Genomic DNA, 18471 nt, shown 5'->3' on the forward strand with positions numbered 1-18471 from the left:
GTATAAATATCAAATACATTGATGACACTATCTAAGGAGAAACTAAATGTCTGAACAAGAAATTTTTGATAAGATCACTGGCCTCTTGGCTGATAAATTTGAAGTCGATAAGAGTACTATTACCAAGGAAACATCATTTACCAAAGATTTAGATGCTGATTCGATCGATTTAGTTGAATTCGTACTAGAATTAGAAGAAGAATTTGGCTCAGAGATCCCTGATGACGATGCTGAAAAGATCACAACAGTTGGAGAAGCTGTATCTTATATTGCAAATAAACAAAAATAAGGCCAATCAGCCTTATTTTTTTTACCTAATCAATTATTTAGTTGTGAAATTTAGTATAATGATAGTTATTTGAAGGGAGTCGTAAAATGTTAGATCCTAAATTTTTTGAATTATTAAAAGAAGACTATGGTATTACATTCAATGACAAGAAGTTAGTTGAACGTGCAATGACCCATTCTTCATACGATAATGAACATCGTGACCTTAACATTGGAGACTACGAACGTTTAGAGTTTTTAGGGGATGCAGTTCTAGAAATCAACATTTCGGAGTATTTGTTTACCCATTTTCCGGAGCTACCAGAAGGTAAGCTGACACGTTTGCGGTCTGACATTGTTAGAACTGATAGTTTTGCTCGGTTTGCCAAACAGATCCATATTGATAAATATCTGCAGATTGGTAGAGGCGAAGAAAAGCAAGGTGCGCGCCAAAGACATACGCTGCTTGAAGATATTTTCGAAGCATTTAATGGTGCCTTGTATTTGGATCAAGGAAACGACGTTGTTGAACAATTCTTGACACAAGTAGTCTACCCACATATCGCCTCAGGTGAATTTTCAGAAGACACAGATTTCAAAACTCATTTACAAGAAAAATTGCAACAATCTGGCGAGGTTGACATCAACTACCGCGTGATCGATGAAGAAGGTCCAGATCACGACAAGAAGTTTGAAATTGAATTAGTCGTGAATAATAAAGTACTATCAAAAGGCTTTGGTTATAGCAAAAAACATGCTGAACAAATGGCTGCAAAAAGAGCATTAGAAGAATTATAGGAGTTAGTTTATGCCATTAAAATCATTAACGATCAATGGATTTAAGTCTTTTGCTGATAAAACCAAAATTGATTTCACAACAGGAATCACTGGTATCGTTGGTCCAAACGGAAGTGGAAAGTCTAATATTACCGAAGCTATTCGTTGGGTCATGGGTGAACAATCAGCTCGAAGTCTTCGTGGTGATAAGATGGTGGATGTTATTTTTGCTGGAAGCGATACACGTCCGCAAATGAACCGAGCCGAAGTCACGATGGAATTTGATAATTCTAATCACGAACTTAAATCTTCACAAGAAAACGTCACTATCCGTCGCAAACTTTTTCGCAATGGGGATAGCGAGTTTTCAATCAATAATCATAATTGTCGATTAAAAGACATCAATGAGATCTTCATGGACTCAGGAATGGGAAAACAGTCATTTTCGATAATTTCTCAGGGACGAGTCGAAGAAATTTTCAATAGTAAACCAGTTGAAAGACGTTCGATCATTGAAGAATCTGCCGGAGTTGCTCTTTTTAAACAAAAGAAACAACAAGCAGAGAGTAAGTTGTCTGACACTACGGATAATCTTCATCGAGTATCGGATATTGTTTCAGAATTAGCTCAACGTGTTGAACCCTTGAAAAAACAAGCTAGCATTGCTCGTGATTATCGTGAGCAAAAGGGTAAATACGATGAGTTATATCAACAAATATTGGCTCTTGAAATCAAAGATCTTTCAGCACAAAAGAAATCAGTTCAAACTGAGATCGACCAAGTTAAAACTAGTTTGAGAAATATTGGTAATCAGGTCAAAAAGTCTAATCTGCAAGTTAATCAAAACCGTAATGCAGTACATGAGATCGTTTCAAAAATAGATCAAAAGCAAAATGACCTGGTTAACCATACTCGAAGACTGGAACAATTAAATGGACAAATAGCCGTTTCTGATGAAAGAAACGGTTTTAATGCGTCAAATAAAGATTCAATCAGTCAAAGAATCAATGATTTAGCTACCGATAAACAAGGTAAGCTTGATCAGTTAAAACAAGTTCAAGAAAAAATTTCCGAATATCAAGCAGATATTGATAAGTATTCAAAACAACTGCATGACATCAAACAATTGCAAGATAAGACTCCTGAACAGTTGAATGAAAGTATAGCGGCGGCTAGAGATAATTATGTCAACGCCTTGCAGCAACAAGTTTCAAATAGCAATGAACAGAAGTTCTCTAATAAACAGTTAACAAGAATTGCATCTGCTTCAGCTGATCAAGAAAAACGATTAGCCGAAGTCGTAAAGTTTTTAAATGATGCAAATTCTAAAATCAATCAAGTTAAAGATCAGCTCAAAAAGCTGGATAATGACAACCAAGAATTAGTTGATAAGAGTCATAAGATCGAACATTCGATCAATTCGGTGACTGAACAAGGTCAGAAAGAAAATTCTGAATATCTGAAGCTCTTGGAATCATTGCAGGAAACTAAGGCACGCAAGAATGTTCTGGAAAACATGGAACATGAGCATGCTGGTTTTTACGATGGTGCGAAAAATGTCTTGAATAACGCCAAAGAAATTGGTGGTATTGTCGGAGCCGTGGCAGAATTGATTGATGTTCCGCAAGATTACCAATTGGCAATTGAAACAATTGCTAGTAATCAACTCCAATCCATTGTTACTGAAAATGAACAGGCTGCCAAGAAGGGAATCAATTACCTTCGTCAGAAACGTGGAGGCAGAGCGACGTTTTTACCACTAAATATTATTAAAGCTAGAAACATTTATTCGACTGATTTGAACAATGCCAAAAAAATCGATGGATTCATTGGAATTGCCAGTGATTTGATTTCATATAAATCAGACGTTGAAAATATTATCAAAAGCATTTTTGGGAACGTACTAGTAGCACATGACATTAATGCTGCGACGAGAGTTTCTGCAGCAGTTGGTCGAAAATATCGAGTAGTTACGATTGATGGGAATGTGGTTAATGCTGGTGGATCCATGACTGGTGGTCAACAAAGAAGATTCAATACTAGTATTTTGACTCGGAAAGAAGAACTGGATAAGCTCACTGAAAAGTTGCAACAGCAGGAATCTCTTAGCGATCAAAAACAACAAAACGTTCAACATTTACGTAACCAATTAGTTCAACTTCGAGAAGAAAATAAATCAATCGAAGAAGAATTGAAGACTTATAATGATTCGCGAAATCAATTATCGAATCAATTATCAAGCCATCAAAATGAACAGAAACATTTACAAGATCAACAAAATGCACTTCAGTACAATCAAAAGAGAACTCAAGAAGAACGCAGTGAGATCGAATCAGATCTTCAAAAACAGGTTGATAAGTCTAAGACCCTTAAACAAAGTATCTCGGATTTACAAGCTGACATTGAACACAAGCAAGAAGTTTTGAATGATTTTGATGCTGAACTTGAAAAAACTAACGCACAGGCACAAGAAGTTCAAACTAAACTGGTTGTTGTAAAAAGCAATTTTACGAATGAATCAGCACAGGTCAAACGACTGAAATCTGAGATCAACGAGATAACAGATCAATCAGCTGCATTACAAAAACGACTTGATGAGTTGAATTCGGAAAGAATGCAGTTAGATACCAATAATTCTGAAATAAAACAAGATGTATCGAAATTAGAATCTGAAATTGAAATCGTTAAGACAGATCTGCAGAAACTTCAAACGCAACGTACTGAAAAAGATGAAGAATCAAAGCGCTTGAATCAGGAAGCTGAAAGAAACTTTGATCTACAGAAATCTGCTTCAGATCAACAAGAAAATTTGGCTATCCAATTAACAAAGTTATCTAATAACATGAATAGCCGACTTGACACGCTTGAACAGGACTATCAAATTACTTACGAGGCCGCCATCAAGGAAATTCAGACCGATGAAATAGATACTGATAAATTGCGTCACGACGCTCATCTTTTAAAGATGGGTATTCAAGAATTGGGTACGGTCAATGAGGCTGCAATTGAGGAATACGACAGTGTCAAAGATCGTTACGAATTTTTGACAACGCAACAAAATGATCTAATTAAAGCCAGAAAACAATTGCTAGATACAATGGCCGAGATGGACCATGAAGTGGTAACTCGTTTCAAGAAGACTTTTGATGACGTCTCGGCTGCGTTTGAAGTCATATTCCCAGAAATGTTTGCGGGAGGTCGTGCTAAACTAGTCTTGACTGAACCAAACGATCTTTTGGAAACTGGGATTGAAATTATTGCACAGCCACCTGGGAAAAAATTTCAACGATTGAGTTTGTTGTCCGGTGGTGAGAAGGCATTGACTGCTATTACATTGCTGTTTGCAATTATTAAGGTCAATCCAGTTCCATTTTGTATTTTGGATGAAGTTGAGGCATCCTTAGATGATGCTAATGTTTATCGATTTGCAAATTATTTAAATCGTTATGATGACAATACTGAATTTATCGTTATTACTCACCGTAAAGGAACAATGATGAACGTCAATCGCCTTTATGGAGTAACTATGGAAGAATCCGGAGTTTCAAGAATTCTTTCTGTTTCGGTAAAGGATTAGGAGTAAATATGGGACTTTTTGATAGAATTAAAAAGGCATTTAGTGGAAATAACGAAGAAGCCGACAAAGAAAAAGAAACTGAAAAGTCGACCCAAGAGACTGACCAACAAACATCAGAATCTACTGACACTGATCATGCAACAAGTACCGAGAAATCTGAAGAAAAGCCAGCAGAGAAAAATAAATCTGCTGAAACAACAACTCCAGAAGATCAACAAAGTAATGAGACAGTGGATGAAAATAATTCTGAAGAGATTGAGAATCCTGAACAAGGTACAACTGATGTAAACGAACCACAAACTAACGACAGTGCAGTTATTTCAGATAAACATGAACCACAAGCACAGGCTGAAAATTCTAAACTTGCTGAATCTGAAGAAACTAAGTCTGAAACTGAAGAGTTCAATCCATCAGAGTCTGAAAACGATTCTGAACCTGCAGATAAAGTAGAGTCAGAACCTGAACGGCCTGTGAATGAGAAATCTGCAACAGCTGATGAAAATACGAATGGTGACGAAGAATCAACAGAAAATGTTGAAACAGATGAGTCATCTGAAGAAACTGAAGATGAACAAGAAGTCAAAGAATATGATGAAGGTTTAAAGAAGAGTCGTAATTCATTCAGTGCCAGATTCAATCGTTTCTTGGCTAATTTCAGAAGCGTGGATGAAGACTTTTTCGATGATCTTGAAGAATTGTTGATCGAATCAGATGTTGGTTATGAAACGGCAATGCGTATTTCTGACGAGCTCCGAGAGGAAGTTAAACTCAGAAATGCCAAGAAGCGTTCCGATGTTTCTGATGTTATCGTTGAAAAATTAGTCGACATGTATGATGAAGAGGGCAAAGAAGAAGACAATGCCTTGCATTTCAGTACCGATAAAACACCAACTGTGTTCTTGTTTGTTGGTGTTAATGGTGCAGGAAAGACTACAACTATTGGGAAACTAGCTCATCGTTTCCAATCCCAAGGTAAGAAAGTCTTGTTAGCAGCTGGCGATACTTTTAGAGCGGGAGCAATTGAGCAAATTCAACGCTGGGGCGATCGTGTCAATGTTCCTGTTGAGGCAAAACCTGCACAAACTGACCCCGCTTCAGTCGTTTATGATGCGGTCCAACGTGCAATTAACGAAGACTTTGATATACTGTTGGTTGACACTGCCGGTAGATTGCAAAATAATCAAAACCTAATGCGTGAACTTGAAAAGATTAAACGTGTGATAACACGTGAATTACCAGAAGCACCTCAAGAAGTTTTACTGGTTCTTGATGGATCGACTGGTCAAAATGCCTTGAGTCAAGCTAAACAATTCAACGAAACGACTAATGTTACTGGTATTGTTTTGACTAAGATCGATGGTAGTTCACAAGGTGGTATCGTTTTGGCAATCAGAAATGAATTGCATTTGCCTGTGAAACTGGTTGGGTTAGGCGAACAAATGGATGATCTACGTGACTTTGATCCAGAGAAGTTTATTTATGGATTGTTCAAAGAGCTGATTGTCGGTTCTGGAGAATAAAATGGATATCAAAAAAACAAATGAGATAAATTTGTTGTACAATTTTTACCATTCACTACTAACTTCAAAGCAAGAAAAATACATGAATCTATACTATGTTGAAGATTTTTCACTAGGGGAAATTGCCGAACAACTTGGCGTTTCTCGACAAGCGGTATTAGACAATATTCATCGTTCTGTAGGTTCGCTTGAAAAGTTTGAAAGAGAACTCAGCTTAGTAGAGAAGACTCAAGAAATTGATAACGTTGCTAGTGAATTGAGTAAAGTGGTTCGTGAAAACTATGCTGATGATAAACAATTATTGGATTTAGTCAGACGAATCTCAAAAATAAATGAGATGTAATAGGAGTTAGTTATGGCTTTTGAAGGTTTAAGCGAGAGACTTAACAAAGTTTTTTCTTCATTAAGAGGAAAAGGTAAGCTATCTGAAGATGACATTCGTACAGTTACACGAGAAGTCAGAATGGCATTGTTAGAAGCCGATGTTAACTTTGATGTCGTTAAAGATTTTGTTAAACAAGTACGTGAACGTGCCTTAGGCGCTGAAGTAATGGAAAGTTTAACTCCATCTCAACAAGTCGTTAAGATCGTTGATGATGAGTTAACTAAATTGATGGGTACAGAAGCAGTACCTTTAAACAAGGCCCCACATATTCCAACAATCATTATGATGGTTGGTCTTCAAGGTGCTGGTAAAACTACTACAGCTGGTAAGTTAGCAAAAAGATTGATGGATAATGATAAGGCTCGTCCATTATTTATCGCTGGAGACGTTTATCGTCCAGCTGCTATCGAACAGCTACAAACTATTGGTAAGCAACTGGATGTACCTGTTTATCAAGAGGGTACTGATAAAGATCCAGTTGAGATCGTCAAGAATGGTCTTGCCCAAGCTCATGAAAATAAAAATGATTACGTGATCATTGATACTGCTGGTCGTTTGGAAATTGATGAACAATTGATGGACGAACTTAAACGTATTAAGGAATTGGCACAGCCAAACGAAATTTTATTCGTTGCTGATTCAATGACTGGTCAAGTTGCCGCTAAGGTTGCCCATGGTTTTGATGAACAATTGGATATCACTGGCGTTGTCCTCACAAAATTAGATGGTGATACTCGTGGTGGTGCTGCACTTTCAATTCGTGCAGTCACTGGTAAGCCAATCAAGTTTATCGGACAAGGTGAAAAATTAGATCAACTAGATGTCTTCCACCCAGATAGAATGGCTAACCGTATCTTAGGCATGGGTGACATGTTGACGTTGATCGAAAAAGCTCAACAAGATTATGATCAAAAACAAGCTGAAGATATGGCACAAAAGATCAAAGAGAACAGCTTTGATTTTAATGACTTTATCGATCAAATGGATCAGATCCAAAAGATGGGTCCACTTGATGAGATCATGAAGATGATCCCTGGTATGGCCAATAATCCTGCCTTAGCAAACATCAATGTTGATGAAAAAGATATTGCCCATCTTAAGGCAATTGTTTATTCGATGACTCCACAAGAACGCGAAGACCCTAAATTGCTCAATCCTTCAAGAAGACGAAGAATTGCTGCAGGTTCCGGTCGTTCGGTCCAAGAAGTCAATCGAATGATCAAGCAATTCAAGCAATCACAAGATATGATGAAGCAAATGAGTAAAGGAAACATGAACGGCATGGACCAGTTAATGGGTAATGGCGTTCAAGGTCGTCTTGGAAAAATGGCGATGCATTCCATGGTCCGTAAACAAAAGAAGAACAAGAAAAAGCGTCTCAAGAAAGTTAAACGATTCAAGAGTAAATAAAAAGGTAATGTGTAAAGTTTTTTTCTTTACACGTTACCTTTTTTTGTGTATACTAACAAAGTTAAGAATTTTTAGGAGGAAACACAATGTCAGTTAAAATCAGAATGAAACGCATGGGTAGTAAATTAAGACCTTTCTACAGAATCGTTGTTGCAGATTCACGTTCACCACGTGATGGCCGCTTCATCGAACAAGTTGGTTACTACAACCCAATTTCACAACCTGAAGAACTTAAACTAGAAGATGACAAGATCATGGACTGGTTACAAAAAGGTGCACAACCTTCAGATACAGTTCGTAACTTGCTTAAAAAACATGGTTTAATGCAAAAATATCATGAAAGCAAATTTTCAAAATAATTAAGATATTGGGATCAGATAAAACTTGCTTTTATCACGATCCCTTTTCTTTTTAAATGGAGAATTAAATGTCAGACAAACTTTACCGAGTTGGTAAGATAGTTAACACACATGGTATTAAAGGTGAGGTTCGCGTAGTTTCGATTACGGACTTTCCTAAAGAGAGATTCAAACCAGGTTCAAAGTTGATCATCAAGACACAATCTGGACAACAAGAATTTACAGTTGAATCTTCTCGTGCTCACAAGAATTTCATTTTGTTGAAATTCAAGGGATACGACAATATCAATGATGTTGAACAATTCAAGAATGATCAATTGTTTACAACAGACGAAATCACACCCAAATTAGCCGAGGGTGAATTTCTTTACAGCCAAATCGTTGGTTTAACAGTTATTGACCCTAACTTGGGCGAGATTGGCAAGATCACCGAGATAATGGAATTAGGACCAAATGATGTTTGGGTAGTAAAGGGCCCCAAGTATGATGAAGTTTTAGTACCTTACATTGAGGACGTCGTTAAAAAAATAGATTTGGAAAATAAACAGGTTACTGTCGATATTCCGGATGGGTTGATCGACTAATGGATATATCAGTCTTAAGTATTTTTCCAAAAATGTTTGATGCCCTTAACGAATCTGTAATTGGCAAAGCTCAAGAAAAGGGGCTACTCAATTTACAGGTGGTCGATTTTCGCGACTTTACCACTGATAAACAAAATCACGTTGATGATGCTCCTTATGGCGGTGGAGCAGGGATGCTGCTTCAAGCTCAACCAATCTATGATGCAATGAGCTATCTAGACAATGAGAACCCCGGCAAGAAAAGAGTCATTTTATTAGATCCAGCAGGGAAAACATTTGACGCCAAAATGGCTCAGTCCTTTGCAAAAGAAGACCACTTAGTGTTCATCTGTGGGCACTATGAAGGTTTTGATGAACGAATCAAAGATTTAGTAACTGATGAAGTTTCAATTGGAGACTACGTTCTGACAGGTGGAGAACTCCCAACAATGAGTATGATCGATGCAACGATGCGATTTGTTCCCGGAGTTTTAGGAAATAATGTGTCAGCAGATGAGGATTCGTTTTCACATGGATTGTTAGAATATCCGCAATACACGCGTCCAGCTGATTTCCGCGGTAAAAAGGTACCTGAAGTATTAACTAGTGGCAATCACGAAAAAATTCGAGTTTGGCGTTTAAAACAAGCTCTGAAAAAGACGCTTGAACGTCGACCAGACTTACTAAAAACAATTGAATTAAATGACGAAGAGAAAAAGCTTCTTCGTGAAATTCGTTCAGAAATGTAGTTTACATTACAATGTAAATAATGTAATATATTATAAGTGTTTAAACACAATCAACGATGTTCCGCTGTGTATTATCAAGATATGCATGAGTGTCGGATAGGGAGACAGATTAATGAAACCATTAATTCAAGAAATTACTAAGGAACAACTTCGTTCAGATATTCCAGACTTCCGCCCTGGTGACACAGTACGTGTTCATGCTAAGGTTGTTGAAGGTTCTCGTGAACGTATTCAGTTGTTTGAAGGCGTTGTAATCAAGAAACATGGTACAGGTATCCAAGCTACATATACTGTACGTAAGATGTCAAGTGGTGTTGGTGTTGAAAGAACATTCCCACTTAACACACCTCGTGTTGAAAAGATCGACGTTGTTAGATATGGTAGTGTACGTCGTGCTAAACTTTACTATCTACGTGATCGTACTGGTAAAGCAGCTCGTATTAAAGAACGTCGTCGTGATATCTAATCAGGACATAATAAAAAGAAGACTTGCATTTGCAAGTCTTCTTTTTTTGTTCAAATGTTAAAAAATTTGTGGACGATAGAGACCAACGACTTTACCAACGACTTCAACGTTTTCCAAGATAATTGGATCCATAGTATCGTTTTCTGGTTGAAGACGGAAATGTCCGCTTTCGGCGAAGAAACGCTTGCACGTTGCCTCAATATCTTCCGTCATTGCAATGACGATCTCACCATTATTTGCAGTATTTTGTTCGTGGACAATTACTTGATCTCCATCCAAAATACCGACATTTATCATACTATCACCATGGATCTTCAACATGAATAATTCACCAGAATCTCTTGTTAAATCAGGTGGTAGTGGGAAAGTACCTTCAAAGTCATGTTCAGCTGAGATTGGTTGACCAGCAGCAACAGTACCAATAATAGGTATCTCCTTTGATTTAATTCCAATCAAATTCAAACCAGCAATGGTTAATTCGAGTGCACGTGGCTTAGTAGGGTCACGTTGGATGTATCCTTTTTTCTCTAAACGAGATAAGTGGCCATGAACAGTAGAAGTTGATGAAAGATCAACTGCTTCACAGATTTCTCGAACTGTTGGTGGATATCCATGTTCATCCAAATAGTCATGAATGCACTCTAGAATCTGAGTTTGTTTTGATCCTTCGTTTTTTGACATTAGAACACCTCATTGTTAATATCTTATTTAGATTGTATCAAACCGCATGATATAATTCAAACAAGTGTTCGGTTATTGGAGTGAATAATATGACAAAACAAGAAACACTGATTGCGAAACTAAATGACTTGGCCCACAAGGCTAAAGCTGGAACAATCACAAAAGAAGAAGAAGAGGAGCAACGTGCTCTTCGTAAAGAATACCTGGAGAATTTCAGGGCTGAATTTAAGACTCAAATTGAGAATATGAGAGTCTTCGATAAAAAGGGTGAAGAAGTGACTCCTGAAAAGGTTCGCCGTATTCAAAGAGAAAAGGGTCTCAGAGACGATTAGACTTTTATTTATATATAAATTAATGTAATATTAACTGGTATGGAAAGGGTGAATAGCATATGTGGCCTATAATAATCGCTGCCGTTATTGGTATTTTGGTTGGTGTAGTTATTGGATTCTTCGTTGCAAGATGGTATATGAAGAAATATTTCCAAGACAATCCACCTATCAGTGCTGATATGATCAAACAAATGATGTCTCAAATGGGACAAAAGCCATCACAAAAGAAACTTAATCAAGTTATGGCTTCTATGAAAGCACAACAAAAGAAAAATAATTAATCATTTTATATCCCGATACGAAAATTTCGTATCGGGATTTTTTTGTACCCTTTGAAATATACCATTAAAATACGAACTATATATATATAATATATTTCATATTAAATTATAAGCAGTAATTAACGAACTATATTCATAAAATAACGAATATCATACGTTAATTTGTTGAAAATCCAAATTAAACTTGGTAGACTTTAAATATGCTTAAAGGAAGAAGATGACTTATGAAAGATGTAGCGATTATTATGGGTTCAATTTCTGACCTATCAACTATGCAATTTACGATCGATACTTTGAAGGAATTAGGGGTTTCTTATTCGGTCAAGGTTATCTCGGCTCATCGTATGCCTCAAGAAATGATCGACTTTGGTACAAATGCTTGCGATGAAGGCTTTAATGTGATCATTGCTGGTGCTGGAGGTGCAGCTCATTTACCAGGAATGGTAGCAGCAACAACTAATTTGCCAGTAATTGGCGTACCCGTTCAGTCCAAGGCACTTAGCGGAATGGATTCTCTTTTATCTATTGTGCAAATGCCTGGTGGAGTTCCAGTCGCAACAATGGCAATCGGGAAAGCCGGTGCAACTAACGCTGCCTTAATGGCTACAAAAATTTGTGCACTAACTAATGATGATTATGCACAAGCACTAACAAAATATCGCGAAGATATGCATCAAAAATCAATCGAAAGTGGGCAACAGTTTGAATAAAATTCATTTACCAGGTGAGACCATTGGAATCATCGGTGGGGGTCAATTAGGACAAATGATGGCCGCTTCTGCCAAAGAAAAAGGATTTAAGGTATTGATACTAGATCCAACACCGAATTGTCCAGCAGCTCAAGTATCAGACGGACAAATTGTCAGCAGTTATGATGATTTATCAGGATTGATCAAATTAGCCAAAAAGTGCGATGTGTTGACATACGAATTTGAAAATGTTGATGCAGAAACCATCAGCGAAGTCAAGAAATATACCGATGTGCCACAAGGTACTAAGGCGTTGATCGTGACGCAGAATCGCATCCGTGAAAAAAGCTTTTTGGAAGATAATGGATTTCCTGTTGTCAAACACGCAATTGTCAACTCGTATTCTGAATTTACAAGTGCAATCGAGTCAGTAGGAATCCCTGCAATCCTCAAAACAGTTGAAGGTGGATACGACGGTAAAGGTCAATTAAGAATTGAAGACAATTCGTTTTCTGAAAATGACGTTCAAGAATTATTGACTAGCGGAACTTGTATCTTAGAAGCTCAAATTGATCTTCTAAAAGAAGTCTCCGTTGTAATATCAGGAAATTCAAATGGCGAACAATCGGTTTTTCCAGTGATCGAAAATGAACATCGAAACAACATTCTTCACATCAGTAATTGTCCAGCTTTTATCAAAGCAGAAACAGAACAAGAATGTTATCAAATCGCTGCCAAAATTGCTTCAGGTTTAAATCTTGTTGGTACAATGTGCGTTGAATTTTTCATTGATACTAAACACCAGGTTTATGTTAATGAAATTGCTCCACGTCCACATAACTCTGGACATTTAACTATTGAAGCTTGTAACGTGTCGCAATTTGATACTCATATCTTAGGTGTCTGCGGCTGGGAAATGCCAAAGGTGAAGTTGTTTGAATCAGCTATCATGGTCAATTTATTGGGACAACACTTGCAACCTGCAAAAGATGCAATCACTAAACATGTTGATTGGTATTTTCACGATTATGGCAAGGCGGAGGCCAAGCATAATCGTAAAATGGGTCACATCACGATTTTGACTGACAATATTGAACTTTCTAAACTACAAATACAAAATGATCCCATTTGGGACAAATAGGGGGAACTATGTCTGATCAATTAATTTATTCAGGAAAAGCAAAGGATGTTTTTGCAACTGATAATGAATCAGAACTATTAATGGTTTACAAGGACCAAGCCACAGCATTTAATGGCGAACGAAAAGAACAAATTCCTGGAAAAGGAAAATTGAACTGCCAAATTTCTTCCTATATTTTTGATTATTTGATCAAAAATGGTATCACGACACATTTAGTCAAAAATGTTTCTGACCACGAACAATTAGTTTTGAAGACTGAATTGATTCCAGTGGAAGTTGTTTTGAGAAATAAAATCGCCGGAAGCTTTGCTCGAAAATTCGGTTTAGATGAAGGTAAAGATCTTCAAAAACCAATTATTGAATTTTATTACAAAAGCGATGAATTAGATGATCCATTCATTAACGACAACCAAATTGAATCGTTGAACATCGCAACTGAAGCCGAATTAACTTACATTAAGGAACAAACCTTAAAAATCAATCAACTGTTGATCAAACTTTTTTCACAGGACGATTTGGATTTAGTTGATTTTAAACTTGAGTTTGGAAGAGTCGACGGAAAAATTATTTTGATCGATGAATTTTCTCCGGATAACTGTCGTCTATGGGATTCTCAGAGCCATCAATCATTAGATAAAGACGTTTTCAGAAAGAATCAAGCAGATCTTGTTGAAACTTACACCAAAGTACTTAATCGCTTAGAAGGAGCCAAATAATGACTTTAGTAAAGGTATATGTTACTTACAAAAAATCAATTTTAGACCCACAAGGTGAAGCAGTTAAAAAGGCTGTCCACGGAATGGGGTTCAATGACATCAACGGGATCAGAATGGGTAAATATTTTGAAATCACTGTCGATGGAAATTCACCTCATGTTAAAGAAGATATCGAAACAATTTGCGATAGCTTATTGGCTAATCCAAACATGGAAACTTATCGTTACGAATTCGTTGAACCGGAGGCAATTTAATGAAGTTTGCTGTGATCGTTTTTCCTGGCTCCAATTGCGATAAAGATTTGTATTTTGCTATCAAAGACGGCGTTAAGGCTGAAGTAGAACTGGTAGATTTTCGTCAAACATCATTGGCTGGATTTGACGCAGTGCTAATTCCTGGTGGTTTTTCTTATGGAGACTATTTGAGAAGTGGAGCGATTGCTGCACATGCACCAATTATCCCGGAAATAAAACAACTTGCTAATGAAGGAAAACCTGTATTGGGAATTTGCAACGGGTTCCAAATTTTAACCGAGATTGGATTATTGCCCGGTGCTTTGATCAGAAATGAACATAACCGTTTCATTTGCGAAACAGCACAATTACAAGTCGTTAATAACGACACTTTATTTACTTCAGAGTATCAAGCTGATGAAGTGATCGATATTCCTGTTGCACATGGAGAAGGCAATTATTATTGCGATGATGCCACACTTGCGGAATTGAAAAAGAATAACCAAATTGCTTTTTCATACGTAGAAGACATTAACGGCAGCGTCGATAAAATTGCCGGTATAACTAACAAGCAACGAAATGTTTTAGGGATGATGCCACATCCTGAACGTGCATTGGAAAAATTAGTCGGTTCTGATGATGGATTGAAGATGTTCCAATCAATGGTAAAAAATCAAATGGATAGGGTGAATCAATAAATGACAGAACCAACAGCCACAATGATCAATGAGCAAAAACTCTATAAGGCATGGGGATTAAGCGAATCAGAATTTAAAGTGATCACAGAAAACATTCTTCACCGTTTGCCAAATTATACTGAAGCTGGACTTTTTTCAGTTATGTGGAGTGAACATTGTTCTTATAAGAATTCTAAAAATGTTTTGCGTAAATTTCCTAACAAGGGAAAACGAGTTCTAGCTGGACCTGGTGAAGATGCTGGAATTATTGACATTGATGACAACCAAGCTGTCGTTTTCAAGGCCGAAAGTCACAATCACCCTTCAGCTGTTGAACCTTATCAAGGTGCTGCTACAGGTGTCGGTGGAATCATCCGTGATATTTTTTCAATGGGTGCAACTCCGATTGCAATGCTGAATAGTTTGAAGTTTGGAAACTTGGACGATGAACACACTAAATATTTAGCAAACGAAATTGTTGCTGGTATTGGTGGATACGGTAATTGTATTGGTATTCCAACTGTTGGTGGTGAAATTTCTTTCCAAGACAGATACAAAAATAACCCTGTTGTTAACGCAATGTGCGTAGGGTTGATCAATAATTCAGACATTAAGTATGGAAAAGCCAGTGGCGAAAATAACTTGATCATTTATGTTGGAGCAAAAACTGGTCGTGATGGTATTCACGGTGCAACATTCGCTTCAGATGAATTTACTGATGACAATAAGACACAACGTTCAGCGGTTCAAGTTGGTGATCCATTTATGGAAAAACTTTTGATGGATGCATGTATCGAATTAGTTCAGGAACATTCCGACTGGATCATGGGAATTCAAGACATGGGCGCAGCTGGTTTAGTTTCATCAACTGCAGAAATGGCTTCAAAAGCTGAAAGTGGCTTAGTGCTTGAATTAGACCAAGTTCCACAACGTGAAACTGGAATGACTCCTTATGAGATCATGCTTTCTGAATCACAAGAACGCATGGTGTTATGTGCAAAACCAGAACATGAAGAAAATATCTTGAATTTTTTCAAGGATGCAGGATTAGACGCTGTAGTAATCGGAAAAGTTACAACTGACAATCAATACAAGATCTATCAACATGGTGAATTGGTTACTGATATCCCAGTTGCAGGCTTAGTAGATGACGCACCAGAATACGTTCATAAGGGTACTATGCCAGAACGGTTAAATGACCAAAATTACAAAGAACAATACCAACCAAAAATTGATTCATTGACAAATACTTGGATGGATCTTTTGCAACAACCAAATATTGCTTCAAAAGAATTTTTCTATTCAACTTATGATTCACAAATTAAAGCTAATACGATGGTAAAACCAGGTAGCGATGCTGCAGCAATTAGAGTTCGCGGAACTCAAAAGGCTTTGACTATGACTAATGATGGAAATTCCAAGTTAGTTTATGTCGATCCATATATTGGCGGTCAAATTGCCATTATTGAAGCTTCTGCTAACCTGATTGCAACAGGTTCAGAACCATTGGGAATTACTGACTGTCTAAATTATGGTAATCCTGAAAAGCCAGAAATTTTCTGGGAATTTAATCGTAGTGTTGAAGGTATGGCTTCAGTCTGTAACGAATTAGCTTTACCTGTCATTTCTGGAAATGTGTCACTTTATAATGAATTTAACGAAGAAGCAATTTATCCAAGTCCGATGATCGGAATGGTTGGTTTGGTTAAAAATCTTGAAAATGTTATGACACAAGGCTTTAAGAACATCGGGGATGAAATCTACTTGGTGGGTAAGACTGGCAATGATTACAACGGTTCAGAATTGCAGTTAATGCAAACAGGCGATGTTAAGGGTGAACTAAATCCAATCGATTTGGAACAAGTTAAACAACTACAAGCTGATATGCTCGAGGCAATTGAATCTGGCTTGATCAACAGTTGTCATGACTTATCTGAAGGTGGCTTGGCAATTGCTTTGGCAGAGTCATCATTTGAAAATCAACTCGGATTTGACGTTGAAACTAAATTGTCAACTTCAGAAGTATTTTCAGAAACACCAGGCAGATTTTTAGTTTCTGTTTCCCAAGAAAATAAGGACAACTTTGAAAAATTATTCGCATCAAACGAGGAGTATTTGGGCTCAGTTACACAAGAAAACAAATTGCAATTAAAAACAAATGATTCCAGTGCCGAACTAGATTTATCTGAGGCATTTAAGAATTGGAAAGAGGCCATTCCTTGCTTAATGAAATAAAGGGATTGAATGAAGAATGCGGCGTGTTTGGTGTTTGGGGAGCTGAAAATGCAAACTATTTAACATACCTTGGATTGCACAGCTTACAACACCGTGGACAAGAAGGTGCAGGAATTGTTACAAACGATGGTGGAAAATTAAATTGCTATCGTAATTTAGGATTATTGACGCAAGTTTTTAACCGACCTGAATTATTGAATTCATTAACTGGAAATTCTGCCATTGGTCACGTTCGCTATTCAACAGCTGGTGGTAATAAAATCGAAAACGTTCAACCATTGTTGTTTGACTTTACCGATCAACAATTTGCGCTAGCTCACAATGGTAATTTGACCAACGCACTTACCTTGAAAAAAGAGCTTGAACAAAAGGGCGATATTTTCAAGTCAAGTTCTGATTCTGAAGTGTTGGTCCATCTGATCAGACATTCGGACAAGCCAACCCAAATGGAACGTATCAAAGAATCATTGCAACAGATCAAAGGTGGATTTGCATATCTGATGCTTACCTCAGATTCATTGATCTTAGCACTTGACTCTCACGGGTTCCGTCCGTTATCGATTGGAAAACTGCCTGAAGGTGGCTATGTGGTAGCCAGTGAAACATGTGCCTTGGATTCAGTTGGAGCAACTTTTGTCAGAGATGTTAAACCAGGTGAATTGACTGTCATTAATGATGAAGGAATTACCGTTGACTCCTGGACTGAAGACACTAAAATGGCAATTTGCTCAATGGAATATATTTATTTTGCCAGACCAGATTCAAATATTTTAGGTGTAAATGTTCACACTGCTAGAAAACGTATGGGTAAGATCTTAGCTCGTGAACAACCAACAGATGCAGATATCGTCGTTGGGGTTCCAAACTCATCATTATCAGCAGCTAGTGGCTATGCCGAAGGTAGCGAGCTTCCATATGAAATGGGCTTGATCAAGAACCAGTACATGGGACGAGAATTCATTCAACCTAGTCAGGAATTGCGCGAAAAAGCTGTTCGTCAAAAGTTAGCCGCTGTCAAAGGTGTTGTTGACGGTAAGCGTGTGGTGTTAGTAGACGATTCGATTGTTCGTGGAACAACGTGTGCTTTCATCGTGAAACTGCTCAAGGATGCTGGTGCCACAGAGGTGCACTTAAGAATTGCTTCACCACAATTTAAATATCCAAGTTTTTACGGAATCGATATTCAAGATCGTAAAGAGTTGATTGCTGCTCATAAGAGTAAAGAGGAGATGCGCCAACAATTCGGTGCAGATTCATTGGAATTCTTGAGTGAAGATGGATTGATCGAAGCTATTGATCTTCATTTTGACGCTCCGTACAACGGTTTAGACTTGTCGTACTTTAACGGTGATTACCCAACGCCTTTATACGACTATGAGAAAAATCTTTCCGAAGACTTTTAATCGAAACTAA

Annotated in this window: 20 protein-coding genes; 19 read left to right on the forward strand and 1 reads right to left on the reverse strand. The window is 37.4% G+C overall.

The window, feature by feature from the left end:
• Nucleotides 1–46: 46 nt before the first annotated feature.
• The 10 genes from acpP (at nucleotide 47) to rplS (ending at nucleotide 10073) form a co-directional block, all read left to right on the forward strand.
• On the forward strand, nucleotides 47–289 hold the full coding sequence (gene acpP / locus LKF16_RS00825) for an acyl carrier protein (RefSeq protein WP_291472010.1): 243 nt from the start codon (nucleotides 47–49) through the stop codon (nucleotides 287–289).
• An 86-nt stretch (nucleotides 290–375) separates the two neighbouring features.
• Complete coding sequence (gene rnc, locus LKF16_RS00830; protein ID WP_291472011.1) at nucleotides 376–1065, forward strand: ribonuclease III; 690 nt, start codon at nucleotides 376–378, stop codon at nucleotides 1063–1065.
• Between the two features lie 10 nt (nucleotides 1066–1075).
• A complete protein-coding gene (gene smc, locus LKF16_RS00835) occupies nucleotides 1076–4621 on the forward strand; it encodes a chromosome segregation protein SMC (protein ID WP_291472012.1) in 3546 nt (1181 codons plus the stop codon).
• Nucleotides 4622–4629: 8 nt separating this feature from the next.
• A complete protein-coding gene (gene ftsY, locus LKF16_RS00840; protein ID WP_291472013.1) occupies nucleotides 4630–6141 on the forward strand; it encodes a signal recognition particle-docking protein FtsY in 1512 nt (503 codons plus the stop codon).
• 1 nt (nucleotide 6142) lies between these two features.
• The gene (gene ylxM / locus LKF16_RS00845) at nucleotides 6143–6484 is read left to right on the forward strand and encodes a YlxM family DNA-binding protein (RefSeq protein WP_291472015.1); all 342 of its coding nucleotides are present in this window, start codon (nucleotides 6143–6145) and stop codon (nucleotides 6482–6484) included.
• A 12-nt stretch (nucleotides 6485–6496) separates the two neighbouring features.
• A complete protein-coding gene (ffh, locus tag LKF16_RS00850) occupies nucleotides 6497–7936 on the forward strand; it encodes a signal recognition particle protein (RefSeq protein WP_291472018.1) in 1440 nt (479 codons plus the stop codon).
• 86 nt (nucleotides 7937–8022) lie between these two features.
• Nucleotides 8023–8295, forward strand: a complete 273-nt coding sequence (gene rpsP, locus LKF16_RS00855) for a 30S ribosomal protein S16 (RefSeq protein WP_291472020.1) — start codon at nucleotides 8023–8025, stop codon at nucleotides 8293–8295.
• A 68-nt stretch (nucleotides 8296–8363) separates the two neighbouring features.
• Nucleotides 8364–8879 carry a ribosome maturation factor RimM gene (gene rimM / locus LKF16_RS00860; RefSeq protein ID WP_291472021.1) on the forward strand — a complete coding sequence of 172 codons (516 nt, stop codon included), beginning with the start codon at nucleotides 8364–8366 and terminating at the stop codon, nucleotides 8877–8879.
• Nucleotides 8879–9607 carry a tRNA (guanosine(37)-N1)-methyltransferase TrmD gene (gene trmD, locus LKF16_RS00865; RefSeq protein WP_291472023.1) on the forward strand — a complete coding sequence of 243 codons (729 nt, stop codon included), beginning with the start codon at nucleotides 8879–8881 and terminating at the stop codon, nucleotides 9605–9607. The genes rimM and trmD overlap by 1 nt, the downstream gene beginning before the upstream one ends.
• Before the next feature lie 112 nt (nucleotides 9608–9719).
• Complete coding sequence (gene rplS / locus LKF16_RS00870) at nucleotides 9720–10073, forward strand: 50S ribosomal protein L19 (RefSeq protein ID WP_291472024.1); 354 nt, start codon at nucleotides 9720–9722, stop codon at nucleotides 10071–10073.
• 57 nt (nucleotides 10074–10130) lie between these two features.
• Here the strand turns inward: rplS and lexA are convergent, their stop codons facing one another.
• The gene (lexA, locus tag LKF16_RS00875) at nucleotides 10131–10754 is read right to left on the reverse strand and encodes a transcriptional repressor LexA (RefSeq protein WP_291472026.1); all 624 of its coding nucleotides are present in this window, start codon (nucleotides 10752–10754) and stop codon (nucleotides 10131–10133) included.
• Nucleotides 10755–10843: 89 nt separating this feature from the next.
• On the opposite strand from lexA, the gene LKF16_RS00880 reads away from it, so the two are divergent.
• From LKF16_RS00880 to purF, 9 genes are all read left to right on the forward strand, one after another.
• Nucleotides 10844–11086 (forward strand): DUF896 domain-containing protein, encoded by a 243-nt coding sequence (locus LKF16_RS00880; protein WP_291472028.1) that lies wholly within the window; start codon nucleotides 10844–10846, stop codon nucleotides 11084–11086.
• Between the two features lie 59 nt (nucleotides 11087–11145).
• Nucleotides 11146–11367, forward strand: coding sequence for a YneF family protein (locus LKF16_RS00885; protein WP_291472029.1), 222 nt, complete (start codon nucleotides 11146–11148; stop codon nucleotides 11365–11367).
• A 224-nt stretch (nucleotides 11368–11591) separates the two neighbouring features.
• Nucleotides 11592–12077, forward strand: coding sequence for a 5-(carboxyamino)imidazole ribonucleotide mutase (purE, locus tag LKF16_RS00890; RefSeq protein WP_291472030.1), 486 nt, complete (start codon nucleotides 11592–11594; stop codon nucleotides 12075–12077).
• On the forward strand, nucleotides 12070–13197 hold the full coding sequence (gene purK / locus LKF16_RS00895; RefSeq protein WP_291472032.1) for a 5-(carboxyamino)imidazole ribonucleotide synthase: 1128 nt from the start codon (nucleotides 12070–12072) through the stop codon (nucleotides 13195–13197). The genes purE and purK overlap by 8 nt, the downstream gene beginning before the upstream one ends.
• Before the next feature lie 8 nt (nucleotides 13198–13205).
• On the forward strand, nucleotides 13206–13913 hold the full coding sequence (gene purC / locus LKF16_RS00900) for a phosphoribosylaminoimidazolesuccinocarboxamide synthase (RefSeq protein WP_291472034.1): 708 nt from the start codon (nucleotides 13206–13208) through the stop codon (nucleotides 13911–13913).
• Nucleotides 13913–14167, forward strand: a complete 255-nt coding sequence (purS, locus tag LKF16_RS00905) for a phosphoribosylformylglycinamidine synthase subunit PurS (protein ID WP_291472036.1) — start codon at nucleotides 13913–13915, stop codon at nucleotides 14165–14167. Before purC ends, purS begins: the two co-directional genes overlap by 1 nt.
• A complete protein-coding gene (purQ, locus tag LKF16_RS00910; RefSeq protein WP_291472037.1) occupies nucleotides 14167–14844 on the forward strand; it encodes a phosphoribosylformylglycinamidine synthase subunit PurQ in 678 nt (225 codons plus the stop codon). The genes purS and purQ overlap by 1 nt, the downstream gene beginning before the upstream one ends.
• Nucleotides 14845–17058 carry a phosphoribosylformylglycinamidine synthase subunit PurL gene (gene purL, locus LKF16_RS00915; protein WP_291472039.1) on the forward strand — a complete coding sequence of 738 codons (2214 nt, stop codon included), beginning with the start codon at nucleotides 14845–14847 and terminating at the stop codon, nucleotides 17056–17058.
• Nucleotides 17043–18461, forward strand: a complete 1419-nt coding sequence (gene purF / locus LKF16_RS00920; RefSeq protein WP_291472041.1) for an amidophosphoribosyltransferase — start codon at nucleotides 17043–17045, stop codon at nucleotides 18459–18461. Before purL ends, purF begins: the two co-directional genes overlap by 16 nt.
• Nucleotides 18462–18471: the final 10 nt, after the last annotated feature.

Origin of the sequence: Companilactobacillus sp. (genome assembly GCF_022484265.1) — a bacterium.
Taxonomy (GTDB): Bacteria; Bacillota; Bacilli; order Lactobacillales; family Lactobacillaceae; genus Companilactobacillus.